The sequence below is a fragment of the Exiguobacterium sp. s43 genome (assembly GCF_018617255.1).
Classification (GTDB): Bacteria; Bacillota; Bacilli; order Exiguobacteriales; family Exiguobacteriaceae; genus Exiguobacterium; species Exiguobacterium profundum.
In genome coordinates, this window is record NZ_JACSJT010000002.1 from 148,252 (window position 1) to 164,185 (window position 15,934).

The 15,934-nt window shown below is 52.6% G+C and carries 22 protein-coding genes; 2 read left to right on the forward strand and 20 right to left on the reverse strand.

Annotation, left to right across the window (positions count from 1 at the left end; genetic code table 11):
* Window positions 1-162: 162 nt before the first annotated feature.
* The 11 genes from KNO79_RS15665 to KNO79_RS11495 all read right to left on the reverse strand — a co-directional run bounded on the left by KNO79_RS15665 (window position 163) and on the right by KNO79_RS11495 (window position 7,609).
* The gene (locus KNO79_RS15665) at window positions 163-288 is read right to left on the reverse strand and encodes a hypothetical protein (protein WP_256443674.1); all 126 of its coding nucleotides are present in this window, start codon (window positions 286-288) and stop codon (window positions 163-165) included.
* A gap of 60 nt (window positions 289-348) precedes the next feature.
* Window positions 349-1,359 (reverse strand): ThiF family adenylyltransferase, encoded by a 1,011-nt coding sequence (locus KNO79_RS11450; RefSeq protein WP_214691349.1) that lies wholly within the window; start codon window positions 1,357-1,359, stop codon window positions 349-351.
* Window positions 1,356-1,820 (reverse strand): cyclic pyranopterin monophosphate synthase MoaC, encoded by a 465-nt coding sequence (gene moaC / locus KNO79_RS11455; protein WP_214691350.1) that lies wholly within the window; start codon window positions 1,818-1,820, stop codon window positions 1,356-1,358. The genes KNO79_RS11450 and moaC overlap by 4 nt, the downstream gene beginning before the upstream one ends.
* Before the next feature lie 3 nt (window positions 1,821-1,823).
* Window positions 1,824-2,051 (reverse strand): MoaD/ThiS family protein, encoded by a 228-nt coding sequence (locus tag KNO79_RS11460; RefSeq protein ID WP_015880400.1) that lies wholly within the window; start codon window positions 2,049-2,051, stop codon window positions 1,824-1,826.
* A complete protein-coding gene (locus KNO79_RS11465) occupies window positions 2,048-2,503 on the reverse strand; it encodes a molybdenum cofactor biosynthesis protein MoaE (RefSeq protein WP_015880399.1) in 456 nt (151 codons plus the stop codon). The genes KNO79_RS11460 and KNO79_RS11465 overlap by 4 nt, the downstream gene beginning before the upstream one ends.
* Window positions 2,481-2,957: a molybdopterin-guanine dinucleotide biosynthesis protein B gene (gene mobB, locus KNO79_RS11470; protein WP_074035050.1), complete on the reverse strand. Its 477-nt coding sequence runs from the start codon at window positions 2,955-2,957 to the stop codon at window positions 2,481-2,483. The genes KNO79_RS11465 and mobB overlap by 23 nt, the downstream gene beginning before the upstream one ends.
* Entirely contained in the window at window positions 2,933-4,168 is a 1,236-nt protein-coding gene (locus KNO79_RS11475; protein ID WP_214691351.1) for a molybdopterin molybdotransferase MoeA, read from the reverse strand. Before KNO79_RS11475 ends, mobB begins: the two co-directional genes overlap by 25 nt.
* Window positions 4,168-4,716, reverse strand: a complete 549-nt coding sequence (locus KNO79_RS11480) for a molybdenum cofactor guanylyltransferase (RefSeq protein WP_214691352.1) — start codon at window positions 4,714-4,716, stop codon at window positions 4,168-4,170. Before KNO79_RS11480 ends, KNO79_RS11475 begins: the two co-directional genes overlap by 1 nt.
* Window positions 4,713-5,216, reverse strand: coding sequence for a MogA/MoaB family molybdenum cofactor biosynthesis protein (locus tag KNO79_RS11485; protein WP_015880395.1), 504 nt, complete (start codon window positions 5,214-5,216; stop codon window positions 4,713-4,715). Before KNO79_RS11485 ends, KNO79_RS11480 begins: the two co-directional genes overlap by 4 nt.
* Before the next feature lie 5 nt (window positions 5,217-5,221).
* Window positions 5,222-6,229, reverse strand: a complete 1,008-nt coding sequence (gene moaA, locus KNO79_RS11490; protein ID WP_211781931.1) for a GTP 3',8-cyclase MoaA — start codon at window positions 6,227-6,229, stop codon at window positions 5,222-5,224.
* A 63-nt stretch (window positions 6,230-6,292) separates the two neighbouring features.
* Complete coding sequence (locus KNO79_RS11495; protein WP_211781932.1) at window positions 6,293-7,609, reverse strand: MFS transporter; 1,317 nt, start codon at window positions 7,607-7,609, stop codon at window positions 6,293-6,295.
* A gap of 222 nt (window positions 7,610-7,831) precedes the next feature.
* Here KNO79_RS11495 and KNO79_RS11500 point away from each other — a divergent pair, with 222 nt between their 5' ends.
* A complete protein-coding gene (locus KNO79_RS11500) occupies window positions 7,832-8,344 on the forward strand; it encodes a hypothetical protein (protein WP_214691353.1) in 513 nt (170 codons plus the stop codon).
* Here the strand turns inward: KNO79_RS11500 and KNO79_RS11505 are convergent, their stop codons facing one another.
* The 7 genes from KNO79_RS11505 to KNO79_RS11535 form a co-directional block, all read right to left on the reverse strand.
* The gene (locus KNO79_RS11505; RefSeq protein WP_034780597.1) at window positions 8,345-9,037 is read right to left on the reverse strand and encodes a Crp/Fnr family transcriptional regulator; all 693 of its coding nucleotides are present in this window, start codon (window positions 9,035-9,037) and stop codon (window positions 8,345-8,347) included. It abuts the gene before it with no gap.
* 110 nt (window positions 9,038-9,147) lie between these two features.
* Window positions 9,148-9,351: a hypothetical protein gene (locus KNO79_RS11510; protein ID WP_015880390.1), complete on the reverse strand. Its 204-nt coding sequence runs from the start codon at window positions 9,349-9,351 to the stop codon at window positions 9,148-9,150.
* Complete coding sequence (locus tag KNO79_RS11515; protein ID WP_015880389.1) at window positions 9,341-9,847, reverse strand: QcrA and Rieske domain-containing protein; 507 nt, start codon at window positions 9,845-9,847, stop codon at window positions 9,341-9,343. The genes KNO79_RS11510 and KNO79_RS11515 overlap by 11 nt, the downstream gene beginning before the upstream one ends.
* A gap of 20 nt (window positions 9,848-9,867) precedes the next feature.
* Window positions 9,868-10,410 (reverse strand): 4Fe-4S dicluster domain-containing protein, encoded by a 543-nt coding sequence (locus KNO79_RS11520; protein ID WP_015880388.1) that lies wholly within the window; start codon window positions 10,408-10,410, stop codon window positions 9,868-9,870.
* Window positions 10,407-12,653 carry a molybdopterin oxidoreductase family protein gene (locus tag KNO79_RS11525; protein ID WP_015880387.1) on the reverse strand — a complete coding sequence of 749 codons (2,247 nt, stop codon included), beginning with the start codon at window positions 12,651-12,653 and terminating at the stop codon, window positions 10,407-10,409. The genes KNO79_RS11520 and KNO79_RS11525 overlap by 4 nt, the downstream gene beginning before the upstream one ends.
* Window positions 12,646-12,933 (reverse strand): hypothetical protein, encoded by a 288-nt coding sequence (locus KNO79_RS11530; protein WP_034780588.1) that lies wholly within the window; start codon window positions 12,931-12,933, stop codon window positions 12,646-12,648. Before KNO79_RS11530 ends, KNO79_RS11525 begins: the two co-directional genes overlap by 8 nt.
* Window positions 12,914-14,041: an MFS transporter gene (locus KNO79_RS11535; RefSeq protein WP_214691354.1), complete on the reverse strand. Its 1,128-nt coding sequence runs from the start codon at window positions 14,039-14,041 to the stop codon at window positions 12,914-12,916. Before KNO79_RS11535 ends, KNO79_RS11530 begins: the two co-directional genes overlap by 20 nt.
* Window positions 14,042-14,175: 134 nt before the next feature.
* Between KNO79_RS11535 and KNO79_RS11540 the strand changes: the two genes are divergently transcribed.
* A complete protein-coding gene (locus KNO79_RS11540) occupies window positions 14,176-14,547 on the forward strand; it encodes a DUF3221 domain-containing protein (RefSeq protein WP_015880385.1) in 372 nt (123 codons plus the stop codon).
* On the opposite strand, the gene modB is transcribed toward KNO79_RS11540, so the two are convergent.
* Complete coding sequence (modB, locus tag KNO79_RS11545; protein WP_214691355.1) at window positions 14,544-15,185, reverse strand: molybdate ABC transporter permease subunit; 642 nt, start codon at window positions 15,183-15,185, stop codon at window positions 14,544-14,546. The two genes, KNO79_RS11540 and modB, sit on opposite strands and share 4 nt — an antisense overlap.
* Window positions 15,182-15,913 carry a molybdate ABC transporter substrate-binding protein gene (gene modA, locus KNO79_RS11550; RefSeq protein ID WP_015880383.1) on the reverse strand — a complete coding sequence of 244 codons (732 nt, stop codon included), beginning with the start codon at window positions 15,911-15,913 and terminating at the stop codon, window positions 15,182-15,184. The genes modB and modA overlap by 4 nt, the downstream gene beginning before the upstream one ends.
* Window positions 15,914-15,934 lie beyond the last annotated feature (21 nt).

Consider the following 15,934-nt stretch of genomic DNA (forward strand, 5'->3'; position numbering starts at 1 on the left):
GAATGGAAACGGTTTATTCTTACTATTTGTGACAACTATTCGTCGAATTGGAGAAGTGAAAATGAACTTTGGTTCATCTTTTTTTCACATATTCATCAATCTATCTCACATACTTTCACATAAAGAAAGAGACACCAACAAGTTGGCGTCTCCAAAATATGATCAATTTGTGAACTGCTCTGCTTCTGTCGACCCAGCCAGTGCAGTCGTTGATGATTGCCCACCTGAGATGACGAGCGAGACTTCATCGAAGTAACCCGTTCCGACTTCACGCTGATGACGTGTCACAGAAATTGTTGTATCATTTTGTATTTTTTTAGGGAGAAACAAGCTCTATGATGCGATGAATTACGTACCAAGACATTCATCGACCATCGCGACCGCGACATGCGCATCGTCAACGCCATGGACGAGAACCCTTCCGTCTTTGAACAAGAGCATCCGGTGATTCCGCCATCGCCATTCCAACGTGAACGGTGTCTGCTTCACGGCGATGTCCGCCCGTTCGAGTTGATGCGCGATTGGTTCCAGACCCTCGATGGACCGACGGACTTGGACGACATCGCGCCCACATAGGATCGCTGTCTGTTGTCGATTCGAAACGAGACTCGGATAGTCATGGGTTTGACAAGACGGGCAAGACACGTCGACGAGCCGTGCGACATCGAGTCGCTGCGACTGGTTTTCCCACATGTCTTCAATCAAGAGCCGACGTTCCATCTTTTCAGGACGCCCCGTCAAATATTTCAATGCCTCGACGGCTTGACGGCTCGCCACATGTTGCACGATTGGAGCCACCACCCCCGCTGTCGCGCAAGTCTGACCGGCTAGCGGCAAATGACGCATGAGACAACGAAGACACGGCGCTTCTTCCGGCATCACCGTGTAGTTCATGCCGTATGCCCCGACACAAGAGGCAAACAAGAACGGAATGCCGCGCTCGAGTGCGAAATCGTTCAATAGAAGACGTGTCTCGACGTTATCGGTCGCGTCCAAGACGAGATCAACGGGCGGCAAAGGCCGAAGCCAATCCCACGATACGTCGGCGATTTGCGCGTCCAACTCAACGTCTGAGTTGATGGTCCGCAGGCGTTCGAGCGCCGCGACCGCTTTCGGCGTCTCGGCACGTGCGTCCTGTTCCGTATAGAGCGTCTGTCGTTGTAAGTTCGTCACCTCTACATAGTCGCGGTCGACGAGGATAAGTGAGACGCCGGCCCGAACAAGTTGATCGCTCACGGCCGCTCCGAGCGCACCGAGACCGACGACGAGCACTCGTTTCACCATCAGACGTTCTTGCCCGTCCCCACCGATACCGTGGAACCGGGCCTGCCGCGCGTAACGTTCCGGAACATGTGTCATCGGACGTAGCCCCCTGACTTCCCGCCTTGTTTCTCAAGCAAGTATGTCGGCCCGATGACGATGCCTTTATCGACCGCTTTCGTCATATCGTATACGGTCAACGCTGCGACCGATGCGGCCGTCAACGCTTCCATCTCAACACCGGTATCACCTTTCGTCTTCACGAACGACTCGATGATGAGCTGTGTCTCGTCCCATTCGAATGTTAAATCGACTTTTTTCAAGGCGAGCGGGTGACACATCGGGATGATGCGGCTCGTCTCTTTGGCGGCCATAATCCCGGCCACTTGGGCGACAGCAAGCACGTCGCCTTTCGCAAGGTCACCATCCGTGATGAGCTGTTTCAGTTCACTGCTCAATTCAACTGATGTGTGGGCCCGAGCTGTCCGTGTCGTTTCCGGTTTATCCGAGACATCGACCATCCGCGCCCGCCCTTGGTCGTTCATGTGTGTCAGTTCCATCGTTTATCCTCCGCTCACCATTGGAATGACGGCGACCGTGTCTCCGTCTGCAACCGTATATTCGTCCGTCTCATAGCGCTCATTGACCGCGAACATGAGACGTTCCGCTCCCGACACGCCCCGCTCGGCCAAATCCGCTCGCAAGGCGGCGATTGTTTGTGGAGCCGAAACGGTATAGGACCGGACCGCCAACTCTTCTGCCACGTGGGCAAAACATAATACCTCAATCATGTGTACGTCACTCCTTCCGGGCGTCCTGGGTGTTGTTCTTTTTGATCACCCATCCATTTCGTGCCGTCGGTCCAATGCTCCCGTTTCCAAATTGGGACAATTTCTTTAATCCGTTCGATGGCGTAACGATTCGCCTCGTATGCGTCGGCGCGATGGGAAGAACTCGTCGCGATGACGACCGCTTCTTCCATGATATCGAGTCGTCCAATCCGGTGATGGATCGCCGTCAACGCACCAGGCCAACGTTCCGCCACTTCTTTCGCGATTTGTTCGAGCATCTTCTCGGCCATCGGTACGTATGATTCATACTCCAAGAGCTCAGTCTGTTTGGAACCCGTCATTTCTCGCACCGTCCCGATAAACAGCACGACCGCCCCGACGTTTCGATGCCGGACCGTTTCGTAAAGCGCCATCGGTTCGAGCGGATGTTCATTCACTTGATACCATTTCATTCTCCATCCACCTTTCCACTAAACGCATCAACCGGTCCTTGTCTGCCACGGAATCTCCGCGCGCGATCACGTTCGTCACATCGACCGGTTGTTCATGCCCGTCTCGCACGAGCATCACTTTCGGATAATCTTTCCGTTTGTATCCCTCGATGATCACGATGTCGACGTGCGCCTCGTACCAGTTGAGGAGCAACTCAAACGTGTCGACCGCTTGCCACTCGATTAACGTCCCGTCTTCACCGATCACACTCGATAGCACGGCACCAGCCAACGCGTGACGATGCGAGTCCGTCATCGGCAAGTCGAACGTCCCTCCGTGACCGTGGTGTTTGATGACACCGACACGGAGCCCCGTCGCCGACAAGCGTGCTGTCAGCTCAGAAACGAACGATGTTTTACCGCTATTTTGATAGCCGACCACTTGTAAAATCAAAGCTGATCGATGATTCGACATCGCACCAAGTCCCCTTTTTGAAACCCTCTCGTTCCGCCTGGCAGATGAATCAACGCGTTACACGTCGCGAGTGAGGAGACGATGCCCGACTTGTCTTTCCCGCTCGGATGAACCACCGTCTGCCCGGTCGCATCAATCGTCACATGTCCACGCACGAACCGGTCGAACGGATTCGTTTTCGGGAAATCGACACCAAGTTCCGCCTGGATGACAGGTCGCTCCGCTTGCCCGAATAACGTCTTCATATACGTGCCTACAAACAGTTCCGTTCCGACAAAACACGCCGACGGATTCCCGGATAATCCAAACAACAACCGATGTTCGACGTGCGCGACCGTCGTGACGGACCCTGGCCGCATCCCAACTTTATTAAACAGCACCGTCGCCCCGAGCGCCTCATATACATCCGGTAAATAATCAAAATCTCCGACCGATACCCCGCCTGTCGTGACGACGGCATCACTCGTCCGAAGTGCCTCGTCAATCGCCCGCTTTGTCGAAGCGAACGTATCCGGCAAGATACCGCCATATGTCGCCGCGCCACCGAGTGCCTCGATTTGAGCGAGAATCATATATGCATTCGAATTATAGATTTGCCCATCGGTTTTTTTCTGTCCCGGTTCAACGAGCTCATCACCGGTCGCAAACACGGTGATGTGCGGTTTTACGTATACGTCGACCTGCTCATACCCGAACGTAGCGAGCAAGGCGATGACGCCCGGATTAATGCGGGTGCCTCGGTCAACGATATTCGTCCCCGCCGTCATATCTTCCCCACGATAGGAAATATTGGCATCGCGGGCCGGTCGCTTGAACGTCACGACTCGTTCATCCGCTTGTGCGAGCTCGAGCATGACGACCGCATCGACTCCGTCTGGAATTTTTGCCCCGGTCATGATGCGAATCGCCTCGCCGGCGCGGAGCGGTTCTCCGACGTGTCCGGCTCCCTGAACGTATTGAATGGGTAATGTCACCGGTTCATCGCGGCTCGCTCTCAACAAATCCGCGGACTGGACAGCAAAACCGTCATACGGAGATTTATTAAATGCTGGAACGTCATGCGTCGCAGTGAGATCCATCGCTAAAATCCGGCCGTTCGCTCGATACAACGGTACCGTTTCCGTCCGACCTTTCCCCGTCGCTTCTTGGACACGGATGACCGCCTCGTCAACGGCGAGCGGCTTACGAAATAGCGTCGACATCTTTTCCATTACTCCACTTCCTTTCCTAGCAATTCTTCATAATCACTCGGTGTGTTCACATTTTTAAACCAGTCCCGTTCAGCAAACGAGACGATTGTCGCCTCTGTCAAGTGAGGCATGACCGCCCGTTCGCCTCGACGTAAAGCGGCTTCGAACTGGGACAGTATCGAGCGGGGATACAAGGCGATGAGCGGATGGATTCGATTATCTGCGTAGGCGACAACCGGCTGATTCTCTCGTTCTATCACAAGCCGTTCATAAACGGGCGACGGCAACAAAGGTGTATCACACGCACAGATGGCATACCATTCAGCCGGGACGTGCCGCATGACGGTGACGATGCCGGCGAGCGGCCCCATGCCGCGCCATTCCATGTCATCTTCAAGTTGATATGAGGTCATCGACTGTCCGGCCGGTACGACGCTCCATTGGGACTTCGTCGTTGTAACGAGTGTCTGTCGCGCCCGCTCTTCAAACGAGATGTCCTCATAACAGGCTTGCCATTTAGGGGATCCGAACCGGCGCGATTTTCCGCCTGCCAAGACGATGCCGATCATCGCGTCGCTTCCCAGACGATATGGGAGAGCTCGGGAAGAATCAAGCGAGTCATCGCCAAGTCGACGGCGCCTCGCGACCCTGGCATCGAAAAGATGATCGTATCCCCGATGCGTCCTGCTAAAGCTCGCGACAACATCGCCGCCGGTCCGATATCTTCCGTGAAGCTGACATAACGGAACAACTCGCCGAAGCCGACCATTTCTCGGTCAAGCAGCGGTCGAATCGTCTCAATGGTGACGTCCCGTTTCGTGATGCCCGTTCCCCCGGTCGTCAAGATGACGTCCATTTTTTCGTCGACCATTCGTCTGACGGCCGCTTCGATTTCAAATGAGTCATCTTTCGTGATTTCGCGGTATGTGACCGTATGTGCTTCTTCTTTTAATAGCGTACAAATATGTTCGCCAGACACGTCCGTATCGAGTGTTCGCGTATCCGAGATCGTCAAAATCGCTGCCCGGACACGCTGTGTGTTTTGATGTACATGGTTGTGTGCTTGCATCGTCTTCATCCTCCGATATAACTCATTTCAATTCGGTTTCGCGTCCGACTCCCAGTTCGCGACCGTTCTTCCGAATAGCGGTCGTCCCGTACTTCCCATACCATTTTTAGTGTCATGGCAATCAATTCATCGCTCGCCCCACTGCGGAGCAATTCGCGGATATCGGTCCCGTCTTCTGCGAACAGGCACGTGTACCATTTGCCGTCACTCGATAGGCGACCTCGCGTACACGTTCCGCAGAACGGTTGGCTGACCGAAGAGATGAAGCCAACTTGCGCCCCATCCGTGTAACGGTAACGTTGCGCGACTTCTCCTAGTGTTTCGGGTGCCAGCGGTTCAAGTAATCCATTTCGTTGTTTCAACACCTCAAGAATCGATTCAGACGACACGACATGTTCGACGTTCCATTCATTCGCCGTGCCGACGTCCATGAACTCGATGTAACGGAGTGTGATGTTCCGTTCTTTGAAATACGCGGCCATAGGGGCGACTTCATGATCGTTCCAGCCTTTTCGGACGACCATGTTCACTTTCACTTCGAGCCCTTGCCGTTTCGCCTCATCGATTCCTCGTAATACTGTCTCGGGCGACGTGCCGCGTCCGTTCATCATCCCGAACGTCTCGGCCGATAAGGCGTCTAGACTGACGTTGACCCGGTCGAGCCCAGCTTGCTTCAACACTTTCGCCATCCGTTCTAAATAGACGCCGTTCGTCGTCAACCCGATAGTCTCGATGGTCGTGACCGCGCGAAGGCGGCGAATCAGTTCATCGAGATTCGGCCTGAGTAGAGGTTCGCCCCCGGTCAGACGCACTTTTTTCACGCCGTGTGGGGCGATGATGCGAACGAAGCGCTCGATCTCGTCAAACGATAACAACTCATCTCGTTTTAAAAATTGGTGGTGGCGGAACGCTTCTTCCGGCATGCAGTATCGGCAACGAAAGTTGCATTTATCAATGACTGAGATGCGTAAGTCTTCCAACGGTCGTCTCCGTCGATCGGTCCATGGTGTCATCTTGGTTCATCCTTTCTATCCATCAACGACAGCAGGGACCCTCACAGTCCCTGCGTCGATTTGTCAGCGAATCGGCTTCTCAGCACCGCTGCGCAAGTAATAATAAATTGTGGTGGCAATCGAGATCGCATAGAGCCCTAGCATGACGAACAACGCACCGTTGAACGAACCGACGAGCTCGAGCGACCAACCGAACATCTTCGGAATGAAGAAGGCTCCGTAAGCAGCAAACGCTGCCGAGAATCCGACGACGGCCGGTGTCTTCGTCGCCACGAATACGTGGGGAATCATCGCGAACGTCGCTCCAGAGTTGAGTCCTGTTGCGATGAACAAGACGACGAAGGAGATGAAAAACATCGTCAAGTTGCTGTTCGTGATGGCCATGATGACACTGATCGTACCGAGCGCCATGATTCCGAACACGATTAATGTCACTTTGGCCGCTCCGATCTTATCACTGATCCAGCCTCCAAACGGACGCGAAGAGGCGCCAAGGAATGCACCAAGGAAGGCGAGCGCCATCAAGTCCGACTCAGGGAACTTTAACTTTAAAATCATCGGGAACGCTGCGGCATATCCAATGAAGGAACCGAACGCCGCCGTGTAGAGCAACGTTTGAATCCAAAAATGTTTGTCTTTAAACACGCTCGCCTGTTCACGAAGCGATTGACGCGCGGTCGGTAAGTTATCCATGAACAAGTATGCGCAGACCGTCAAAATGATGGTCGGCACGACCCAAAGGAGCGCGGCGTTTTGAAGCCAAATCTCTTCGCCGGTCTCGGTCACGAGGGCGTTCCCGCCGATGAACCCGAAAATACTTGTCGTGATGACGAGCGGTGTGATCAATTGGACGAGCGAGACGCCCAAGTTCCCGATGCCTCCGTTAATCCCTAGCGCCGTCCCTTTTTTCGCTTTCGGATAAAACGCGCCGATGTTGGCGTTTGATGACGAGAAGTTTCCGCCGCCTAGTCCGCAAAGTGCGGCCAAAATCATGAATACCCAATACGGCGTATTGACGTTTTGAACGGCATAGGCGATGCCTAGGAGCGGCAACAACAAAATCGATGTCGAGAAGATCGTCCAGTTCCGACCGCCGAATATACTGTTTGCGAACGTATAGAAAAAGCGCAACGTCGCCCCGACGAGTCCAGGTAGGGCGGCCAACGTGAACAGCTGGCCTTGCGTAAAGCTAAACCCGATCGAATTCAATTGGACGGCCGCGACCGACCACATTTGCCAGACGATGAATGCAAGCGTCAGTGCCGGGACCGAAACGAGCAAGTTCCGATTGGCGACTTGTTTTCCCGTTCCTTCCCAGAATCCCACATCCTCTGGCTTCCACTCCGCGAGTGCGTGTGACCCTTTGTCTAATTGTTGCATAGTCTATTCCTCCTCTTAACGGTTCAATTCGTACCCTAATCTCATCCTATCGGCCACCCCCTAAAAAAAGTGTGCCTTCTTTCACACTTATTTCGCATCTTGCGTTTTTTTCTCACCCTGTCATCAATCTGTGACAAAATCGCCTATCTTTTGTTTCTGTGACATTGAACACAGAAAAACCCTCCCCGATTCCTTACGATAAGGAATAGAGGAGGGATTAATTTGTCACATCTCATTCAAATCCACTGTGCGCCCGAAGTTCGCTTGGCGCTACAACCATATTTCTTCAGTCAAGACGGGGCCCACGTGTTCCGTGTCTTCGGCGTCGCGATCGCCGAGGCTGCGTTCACCGAAACGGGGCTCGATATCACATTCCCACTTGAAAGTCCGTTAGAAGAACTAGAAGCGCTGCACACCTTGCTCGTTCGGATCGACACTCACCATGACGTGACGATCGATGATACCCAGGCAGTTATCGGTTACTTAGGGGACGGGACCACGGTCACCGTTTATCGCCATTTCAAACGATGGCTCGACTTTTTATCTGCAGCGCGTGTCCGCTCGATGGAAGGTGTCGTCGTCGAGGTCCGTGCCAACGGGATCAAGCTAGCCGAAGGCGTGCTCCGGTCTTATGAATTGATGGAAAATGGCGAGTTTTATGTATCGGCCTGTACAATCGAGACCGATGGATTGGAGCATTTTGAAGGCGAGCTATCGCTTGCCGCCGTAATGTGATCAATCGATGACACAGACCGAGACCGGACAGTCCTCACAATGGTTGAGCAGTTTCAACCGGTCGAGGTCATGGATAATGATTTGACGGGAAGGGAGTGAAATAATCCCTTCTTGGGCGAGCTCGTTCAACATTCGATTCACGCGTTCACGCGATGTCCCGCAATAGTTGGCGAGCTCTTGGTTTTTCAGTTTCAAGTCGATGAGAATGCCGTCTTCGACTTCCACCCCATAGCTGTTCGCCATACGAATGAGCGTCGAGTAGAGCGCTCCTTTTTTCCCGTTCAGCACCAAGTCTCTAAATTTCGTATGCTGTTTCCGCATATGTTCGTTGATCATGACCATGAACTCGCGGACGAATTCCGGGTTCGACGACAAAATCATCGTTTCAATACGCTCGATTTTGACCGCGTAAATTTCACTATCTTCTAACGCCTTGGCGTTAAATAAATATTTTGGTTCGATTGCGAATAACGTCAACTCTCCGCAACAAGCCTCAGCGCTTAAACAACGTAACGTCAATTCTTTTCCATTTTCCGTCAATTTCGAAATTTGAATCAGTCCACTCTTTACAATATAAAATTCAGCTGCGTCTTCTTGTTCTCGGAACAGAAAACCGCCTTTTGGGACATGAATGATTCGATGTGCCAATTTTTTTGTTTCCTCGAGCACCATCGCTTTACTTGAATGAGCCATTTCCACCGACCTTCCTTAAAACACGTTGCGCCATATGAAAGCTTGCCTTCATTCTAAACACAACCCCCCTCGAAACGCAATCAACATTTGGAAGCGTTTCAAGGGGAGGACTATTCTTTCGTACGATATTCAATTTTTTTCCAATATCGATATAATAAGCCGATCAATCCGACATTGATGACGGCGATGATCATATACAGTCGCATCGAGGCGTGATTATACACCATGTAGCTCTCAATTGTATATTGCAAGAGTATCATGTTCGTCGCGAGCAATATGACCAATCCGATTAAACTCCAACCGTTACGCCCCATGATGAATCTCTCTTCCGACCGCAAAAATCTTCCCGTTCTCGATTTCAAGCAAGATTTTAGGGAGTTCCCGCTGCGGCGGACCGGCCTGTGGTTGGCCGTCGACACCGAAGTAACCACGATGGCACGGACAAAGAAGAACATCTTCTTCCTCCACATAAAACACTGGGCACTGCAGATGAGTGCATTTGTTGTTATAGGCGACGAATTCACCATTCTTTAAATGAACGAGCAACGATGGTTCCGTACCCGGATATTCAAATTCGAGTGATTTCCCGCGCTCTAGCGCCTCGACCGTCGTGATGAACTGACGGTCGGTTCTCGGCTCGCTTCGAACGAAGGCCGCGATATTGAACGGGATAGTCGCGAGACCGAGTGCGATACCTGCGCCGAACGTTGATTTGATGAACGCCCGTCGATTCAGTTTCACGTCATCGGCCCGACTCAAGTTATCGACGAGTTCGGATAAGCGTTCCCGGTCTTTTGATTCATTCGACATAAGTCATCTTCCTTTCCATCTCAATCGGAATAGACGCCAAAGAATTCAGGGACGTAATTCCATTTATCGTCTTGCGAAGGCTTTTTCCCTTCGATCATGTTCATTTGGACGCGTTGACGACGGAGTTGCATCATCTCGTCATGGTCGATGAAGCGAATCGCATCCGACGGACAAACCGACGCACACATCGGCGCGATATCATGTTTGGAGCGGTCGTAACACATGTCGCACTTATACATCTTATTCTTCTCAAAGTCGAACTTCGGAATCCCGAACGGACAAGCGAACGTACAGTTCCGGCAGCCGATACATTTTTCTTCTGAAGCCGATAACACGACGCCCTCTGGCGTGATTTGAATCGCATTCGCCGGACATACTTGAGCACAAGCCGGATTTTTACACTGCATACAGATCATCGGGAACGTCTGACGGTTCTCCGAGAAATCGATATAATCCACATAGTTGCGCTCGAGCCCCTCGTGGTCCCCGCATTCGCGGCAAGCTGCCTGACAGGCCCGACAGCCGATACAACGTTCAAACTCTAAATACATGACCTTATTCATTTCGTATGAACCTCCTCATCCATGACGTGACAGCTCGTCGCAATCGCATGGTCCGCCATGAACGGCACGCTTGATCCGAGCGGGACCGTCAACGGATTAATGTGTAACGGGGTGTTGGCCGGTAACTTTTTCATTTGTACCGCACATACCTTGAACTCCGGCATGCGTGACATCGGATCGAGACACGGGTTCGTCAATTGATTGATGGCAAGCTCCTTGCCCCAATGATAAGGGACGAAGACCGTATCTTTTCGAATCGCCTTCGTCAAACGTGCTTCGACGACAATCGACCCGCGACGTGTGCGAAGCTCGACTTTGTCGCCCGTTTGAAGGCCATAACTTGATGCTAACTCCGGATGGATCTCCACGAACGGCAGTTTTGACATCGTGCTCAAGAAGTCGACACGGCGCGTCTGATTGCCCGATAAGTAATGGAAGACGACCCGACCTGTCGTGAGCGTGACCGGATATTCTTCATTCGCATATTCACCGGCCGGCCGATATGTGACGACAGGCAAATTTGCTTTTCCATTCGCCGTTCCAAACCGTTCTTTGAACATCGTCGGTGTGCCGGGATGATCTTCGGACGGACATGGCCAAAAGACACCATACTCGTCGTCGATTCGTTCCCATGTGATCCCAGAGTAGTCAGCCGCTCCACCTTTCGTCGCGATGCGGAACTCTTCCCAGATGTCACGCGCCGTCTCATACGGGAAGTACTGTCCGCGTCCCATCCGCTCAGCGATCCGCTTCATGATTTCCCAGTCTGGAAGCGAATCCCCGAGCGGTTCGCGCACTTTCCGGATCCGAATGACTCGTCCTTCTAAGTTTGTCGTCGTCCCTTCGTCTTCGGCCCACGAACAAGCCGGTAAGACGACATCAGCGAACTCACAAGATTCCGACATGAAGAAGTCACTAACGACGAAGAAATCGAGTTTGTTGAAACTGTCCCACACGTACGGAAGGTTCGGTGCCGAAACGGCTGGGTTCGAACACATGAGGTGCATCGCCCGAATCGTTCCCGCTTGAATCTCATCGAACATTTCGAACGCGGACACACCTGGTTTTGGCATCTCGGAAGGATCGATGCCCCAAACCCCGCTCACATATTCAATGGCTTTCGGATCAGTTAATTTTCGGTAGCCTGGTAACAGGTCTGCTTTTTGTCCATGTTCTCGTCCACCCTGCCCGTTCCCTTGCCCCGTCATCGTGGCGACGCCCGAAGCAAACTTCCCAATCATGCCTCGTAAGAGCGCCATCGACGTATAGAGCGAGACATTGTCGACGCCTTTTGACTGTTGTTCGACGCCGCGAGCGAACAACATGACCGAACGTGGGCTCTTCCCATAAATATGACCGGCCTTCTCGAGTTTTTCGATGGCGACACCGGTCACCTCACTCGTCCGTTCGAGCGTCCAGTCTCGGACTGACGCTTTCAATTCTTCATAGTTATCGCAACGCTCATCCACGTACGCTTGATCAACATAATCGTGTTCGACTAAAAAATTGAGCAGTCCCATCGCAAGCGCCGCATCCGTCCCTGGCTTCAAATCGAGATGGACATCGGCGACGCGCGCCATCGGAATTTCACGCGGGTCGGCGACGATGATTTTTGCGCCTTTGTCTTTCGCCTTCCAAATATGTTGCGTCGTCGTCGGATGACATTCGGCGATATTCGAACCGGCGACAAAGAATGTGTCGACGTGCTCGAACTCCGTCCATGGAAGCGTCGCTCCGCGGTCAATCCCAAGTGTCTTCAAGAAACCGCCGGCAGCTGACGACATGCAGAAGCGACCGTTGTAATCGATGAACCGTGTGCCGAGTGCGACCCGGGCATACTTCCCGACGAGGTAACATTTTTCATTCGTCATCGAGACGCCGCCGAAGACGGACACCGCATCTTTCCCATGCTCTCGTTGAATGCGTTTAAAGTTTGCTTCGATCACGTCGAGCGCTTCTTCCCATGTCGCTTTTTCAAACTTGCCGTTCCGTTTGATGAGCGGAGTCATGATGCGGTCCGGATGTTCGATCGTTTGATAGGCCGTGACGCCTTTCGGACAAAGTTTTCCTTTATTGACTGGGAAATCGTAGCGTGGTTCAACGCCTTTGACGGCCCCGGTTTTCTCATCGACCCGGATATGCATGCCGCACTGCATGCCACAGTAACAGCAATGGGTTGTAATCAATTTTTCGCCTGGTTTGATTAAGTTCTGTACTTCTGGCGACGTTAAAAAGTCACTCATCGTCTTCCCCTCCATAGAACGTTTCCGCTCTTCGTTTTGAAAATCCACTGACGTGATAGCCGTTAATCGTTTGAAGCGGATAATGCATCCCGTCACTTCCAGGCCGTCCGAGCGCCGAATCGAGCCGGGCCCGACGACGACAGCCGTGACAGAGGTCTTGGACCGTGTGCGCCGCATCGACTTTCACGAGTTGGTCCGACCCTTCGAGCAATTGTTTCACTTGTTCAATCTCTTCAAGCGTGCCGGTCGGTTCGCCGCACTTAACGCACAGGTGTCTCATCTTTTGCCTCACCTTTCGTCTTCTTCGGTCGGCCGAATCCTGGCATCGACATGCCTGTGTTCGTATCGACCGGGTGTGTCGGTAACTGTCCGTTCATCAAGTTCAATTGCATCTTCACACGCATCGAACGTCGACACGGTTGGCAGTAATCGGAGAGCTGGGTCCCGTCACTGAGCCCGAGCTGGATCGTCTGTGCTTGCAAAATCGCTTGGACGTCCTCGACTTGATTGTCCGTCGCATAACGTGTCCCGCACCCGGCGCAGACACGGGTCTCATCCGCTTCGACTTCCCGGTAGTTCATCGGGACGCTGGCCGCCATCGGTCGGACCGGCAAGTGGAACAGTTTACCGAACGGGAAGTAACATAAAAAGATGATGACGGTCAATTGATGGAACAAGGCGAGCTCGTGATGGATGAAGCCTCCGAAGAACACGTACGAAACGGTCAACAACAACCCCGAGACAGTGACGATGAGCAACATGAGGAGCGGTAAAATATCAAATTCGAACCGCTGGGTCACTTTCACGTCCTGGTCGTTGATCCGGCGATAGAGTGCCATGAGCACGCCGACGAGCAACATGAGCGCGGTGATGTTCAACCCGTTATAGACGAGCTCCGCGAACAACCCGTGCGCAGCCATCTTGATGGTCGGGATGTTAAAGACGACAATCTGATACGTCTCGATATCAATCAAATCAAACCGCATCCATTGGAACGTCAGCCCGAATGTGATGGCGAACGACCCGAGACATCCCCAGGCAATCAACATATGTTGGGTCCAGCGGTACCAGCCACGTTCCCAGATGAACTTCTGTAAGACGATGTTATTGACAGTTGTCGTGGCGACGGCTTTACCGGCCCGTTTCTTTTCTGCCTTCATTTGTTTGAGGCTCCGCTTCAATACTTGTGAGGTGGCCGGCCGTGCAAAAAATAACGTCAAGCGGACGACCATCCCAATCATGCAAATGACGGCGGCGATATAGTAGCCGAACAGCGCCATGTCTACGTGCTCAAATCCTGCCGAGGCGATCCATGTCGAGAGCACCAAGACGGTGAATCCTACGAACGACCACTTTGCGGCGGTCGAATAAAAATAACGATCGGACATATGTGTTCCCCCTTCTCTTTCCGAGCGACTTCATAGTTTCATCATAAAGATGACATCTCGACTTAACTGTTACTTTTTTCACAGATAAGCGATTCGAGACGTGACAGAATAATGAACGAAGGAGGCGTTCCCTTATGAAATCATCGCTTAAAATCATGTTATTCCTCACCATCGCGGCCATGCTCGTCGTCTTTTCCATCGGTTTCGTCTTCGCCAATCGAGCGACGACCGAACCAGATGTCGAGGGGTATGTGATTGAAATAAATGAATCTGACCGCACCGCACTCGTCATCAGCGGAATTACAGCAGAAGAGGCCATGCTCTCTCCTGACACTTTGTTCGCGCAAAGTGAACCGGAAGACGTAAGCTGGTTCAAGTTTCAAGTGAAAGCCACGTTCGAGCAAATCACTGTCGGGGACCACGTCCACATTTGGAAAAAGACCGGTCCGAGTATCTTAAATACTCCGAACCGGTCTTATGTGAAAAAAATCGACGTGATCGACTAATATGAACGCTTGCCGTAACGTTCACTTAGCCAGAGGACTAAAAACGCCAAACCAACTAACCACCCGCTCCAGACGAACGCCTGGGTCATATCACCGTTGATTGTCGCCACATAAATCGCTGTGGCGAGCGTCATCGTCTCGCCCGGGATATTTCCGGCAATCATCATCGTGATCCCGAACTCGCCGATTGACCGTGCGAAACCAAGGACAAACCCACTCGTCAACGCAGGTAACAGCAGCGGAATCGTCACGTAGGTGAACAGTTGGCGCTCTGACCCACCGAGCACGCGTCCGGCCTCATACCATTCCGCATCGAGTTGTTTAAGACCGAGACGAATCGTTTGGTAGATGAGCGGAAACGCGGCCAAGGCGGATGCGATGATGTTCGCCTGTTTTGTGAACAAGATCGTAATCGGTAACAATCCGCCGATCCCGTTGTTCCCGAGGACAATCAAAGCGTATAGTCCGATGACTGTCGGCGGCAAGATGAGCGGCAGTAAAAACACCGTCTCGAGCAGCCGCTTTCCTTTGAATTGACGGCGATGCATGAAATAAGCCGCTCCGAAGGCGAGGACGAAGGCGCTCACCGTCGCCATCATCCCGACTTCGAATGTGAGTTGAAGTGGATGTTGCGTCATTTAGAAAATCCTTTCGCTAAAAAGTGAGCTTGGATATCATCGTCAAACAAACGCGCGTACACATCGTGTACGTATGGGTTGTGCGTCAACCGGACCGCCGGATACGCGATCGTACCCGTCGCTTCAAACGGGACCGACTGAAGCGACTCGACGTCCGTCGTCAGTTCCGTCTTATAGACGAATCCCGCATTGGCGTCGCCTTGTTCGATGAGCGTCAATACTTGTCTTACATTCTGGGCGAACATGATTCGCGGTTCCACTTCTTCCCACACGCCTTCCACTTCTAGCGCCGCTTTCGCGTAGCGACCGGCCGGGACATTGACCGGGTCACCGATGACGATCCGAGCACATGCGTTTAAGTCGTACCATGTCTCCGCGCACGGTTTCCCTTTCGGTGTCACGAGCCACAGCTCGTTATACAAGAACGCATCCCGCTCTAGAATCGGGATTTGTAGTCGGTCGACATCATCAACGCTCGCGGCTAAAAAGATATCTGCCGGAGACCCGTGATCGATTTGTGCTCGCAAGGCGCCGCTCCCGTTCGTCACGACTCGAACATCGATCCCATCGAACTCTGCTTCAAGTTGTCGCTCGACCGCTTCTAAAGCCGGTCCTAAGCTTGCCGCCGCCAAAATGGTCACGGTGTCCTCCGAATCTGAACTCGACCAGACTTGACTTAGTAATAAGGCGACCGTCACCCCTACAATGACTTCACTCACCCGTTTCATGATTAATCACTCCTTTGCCTC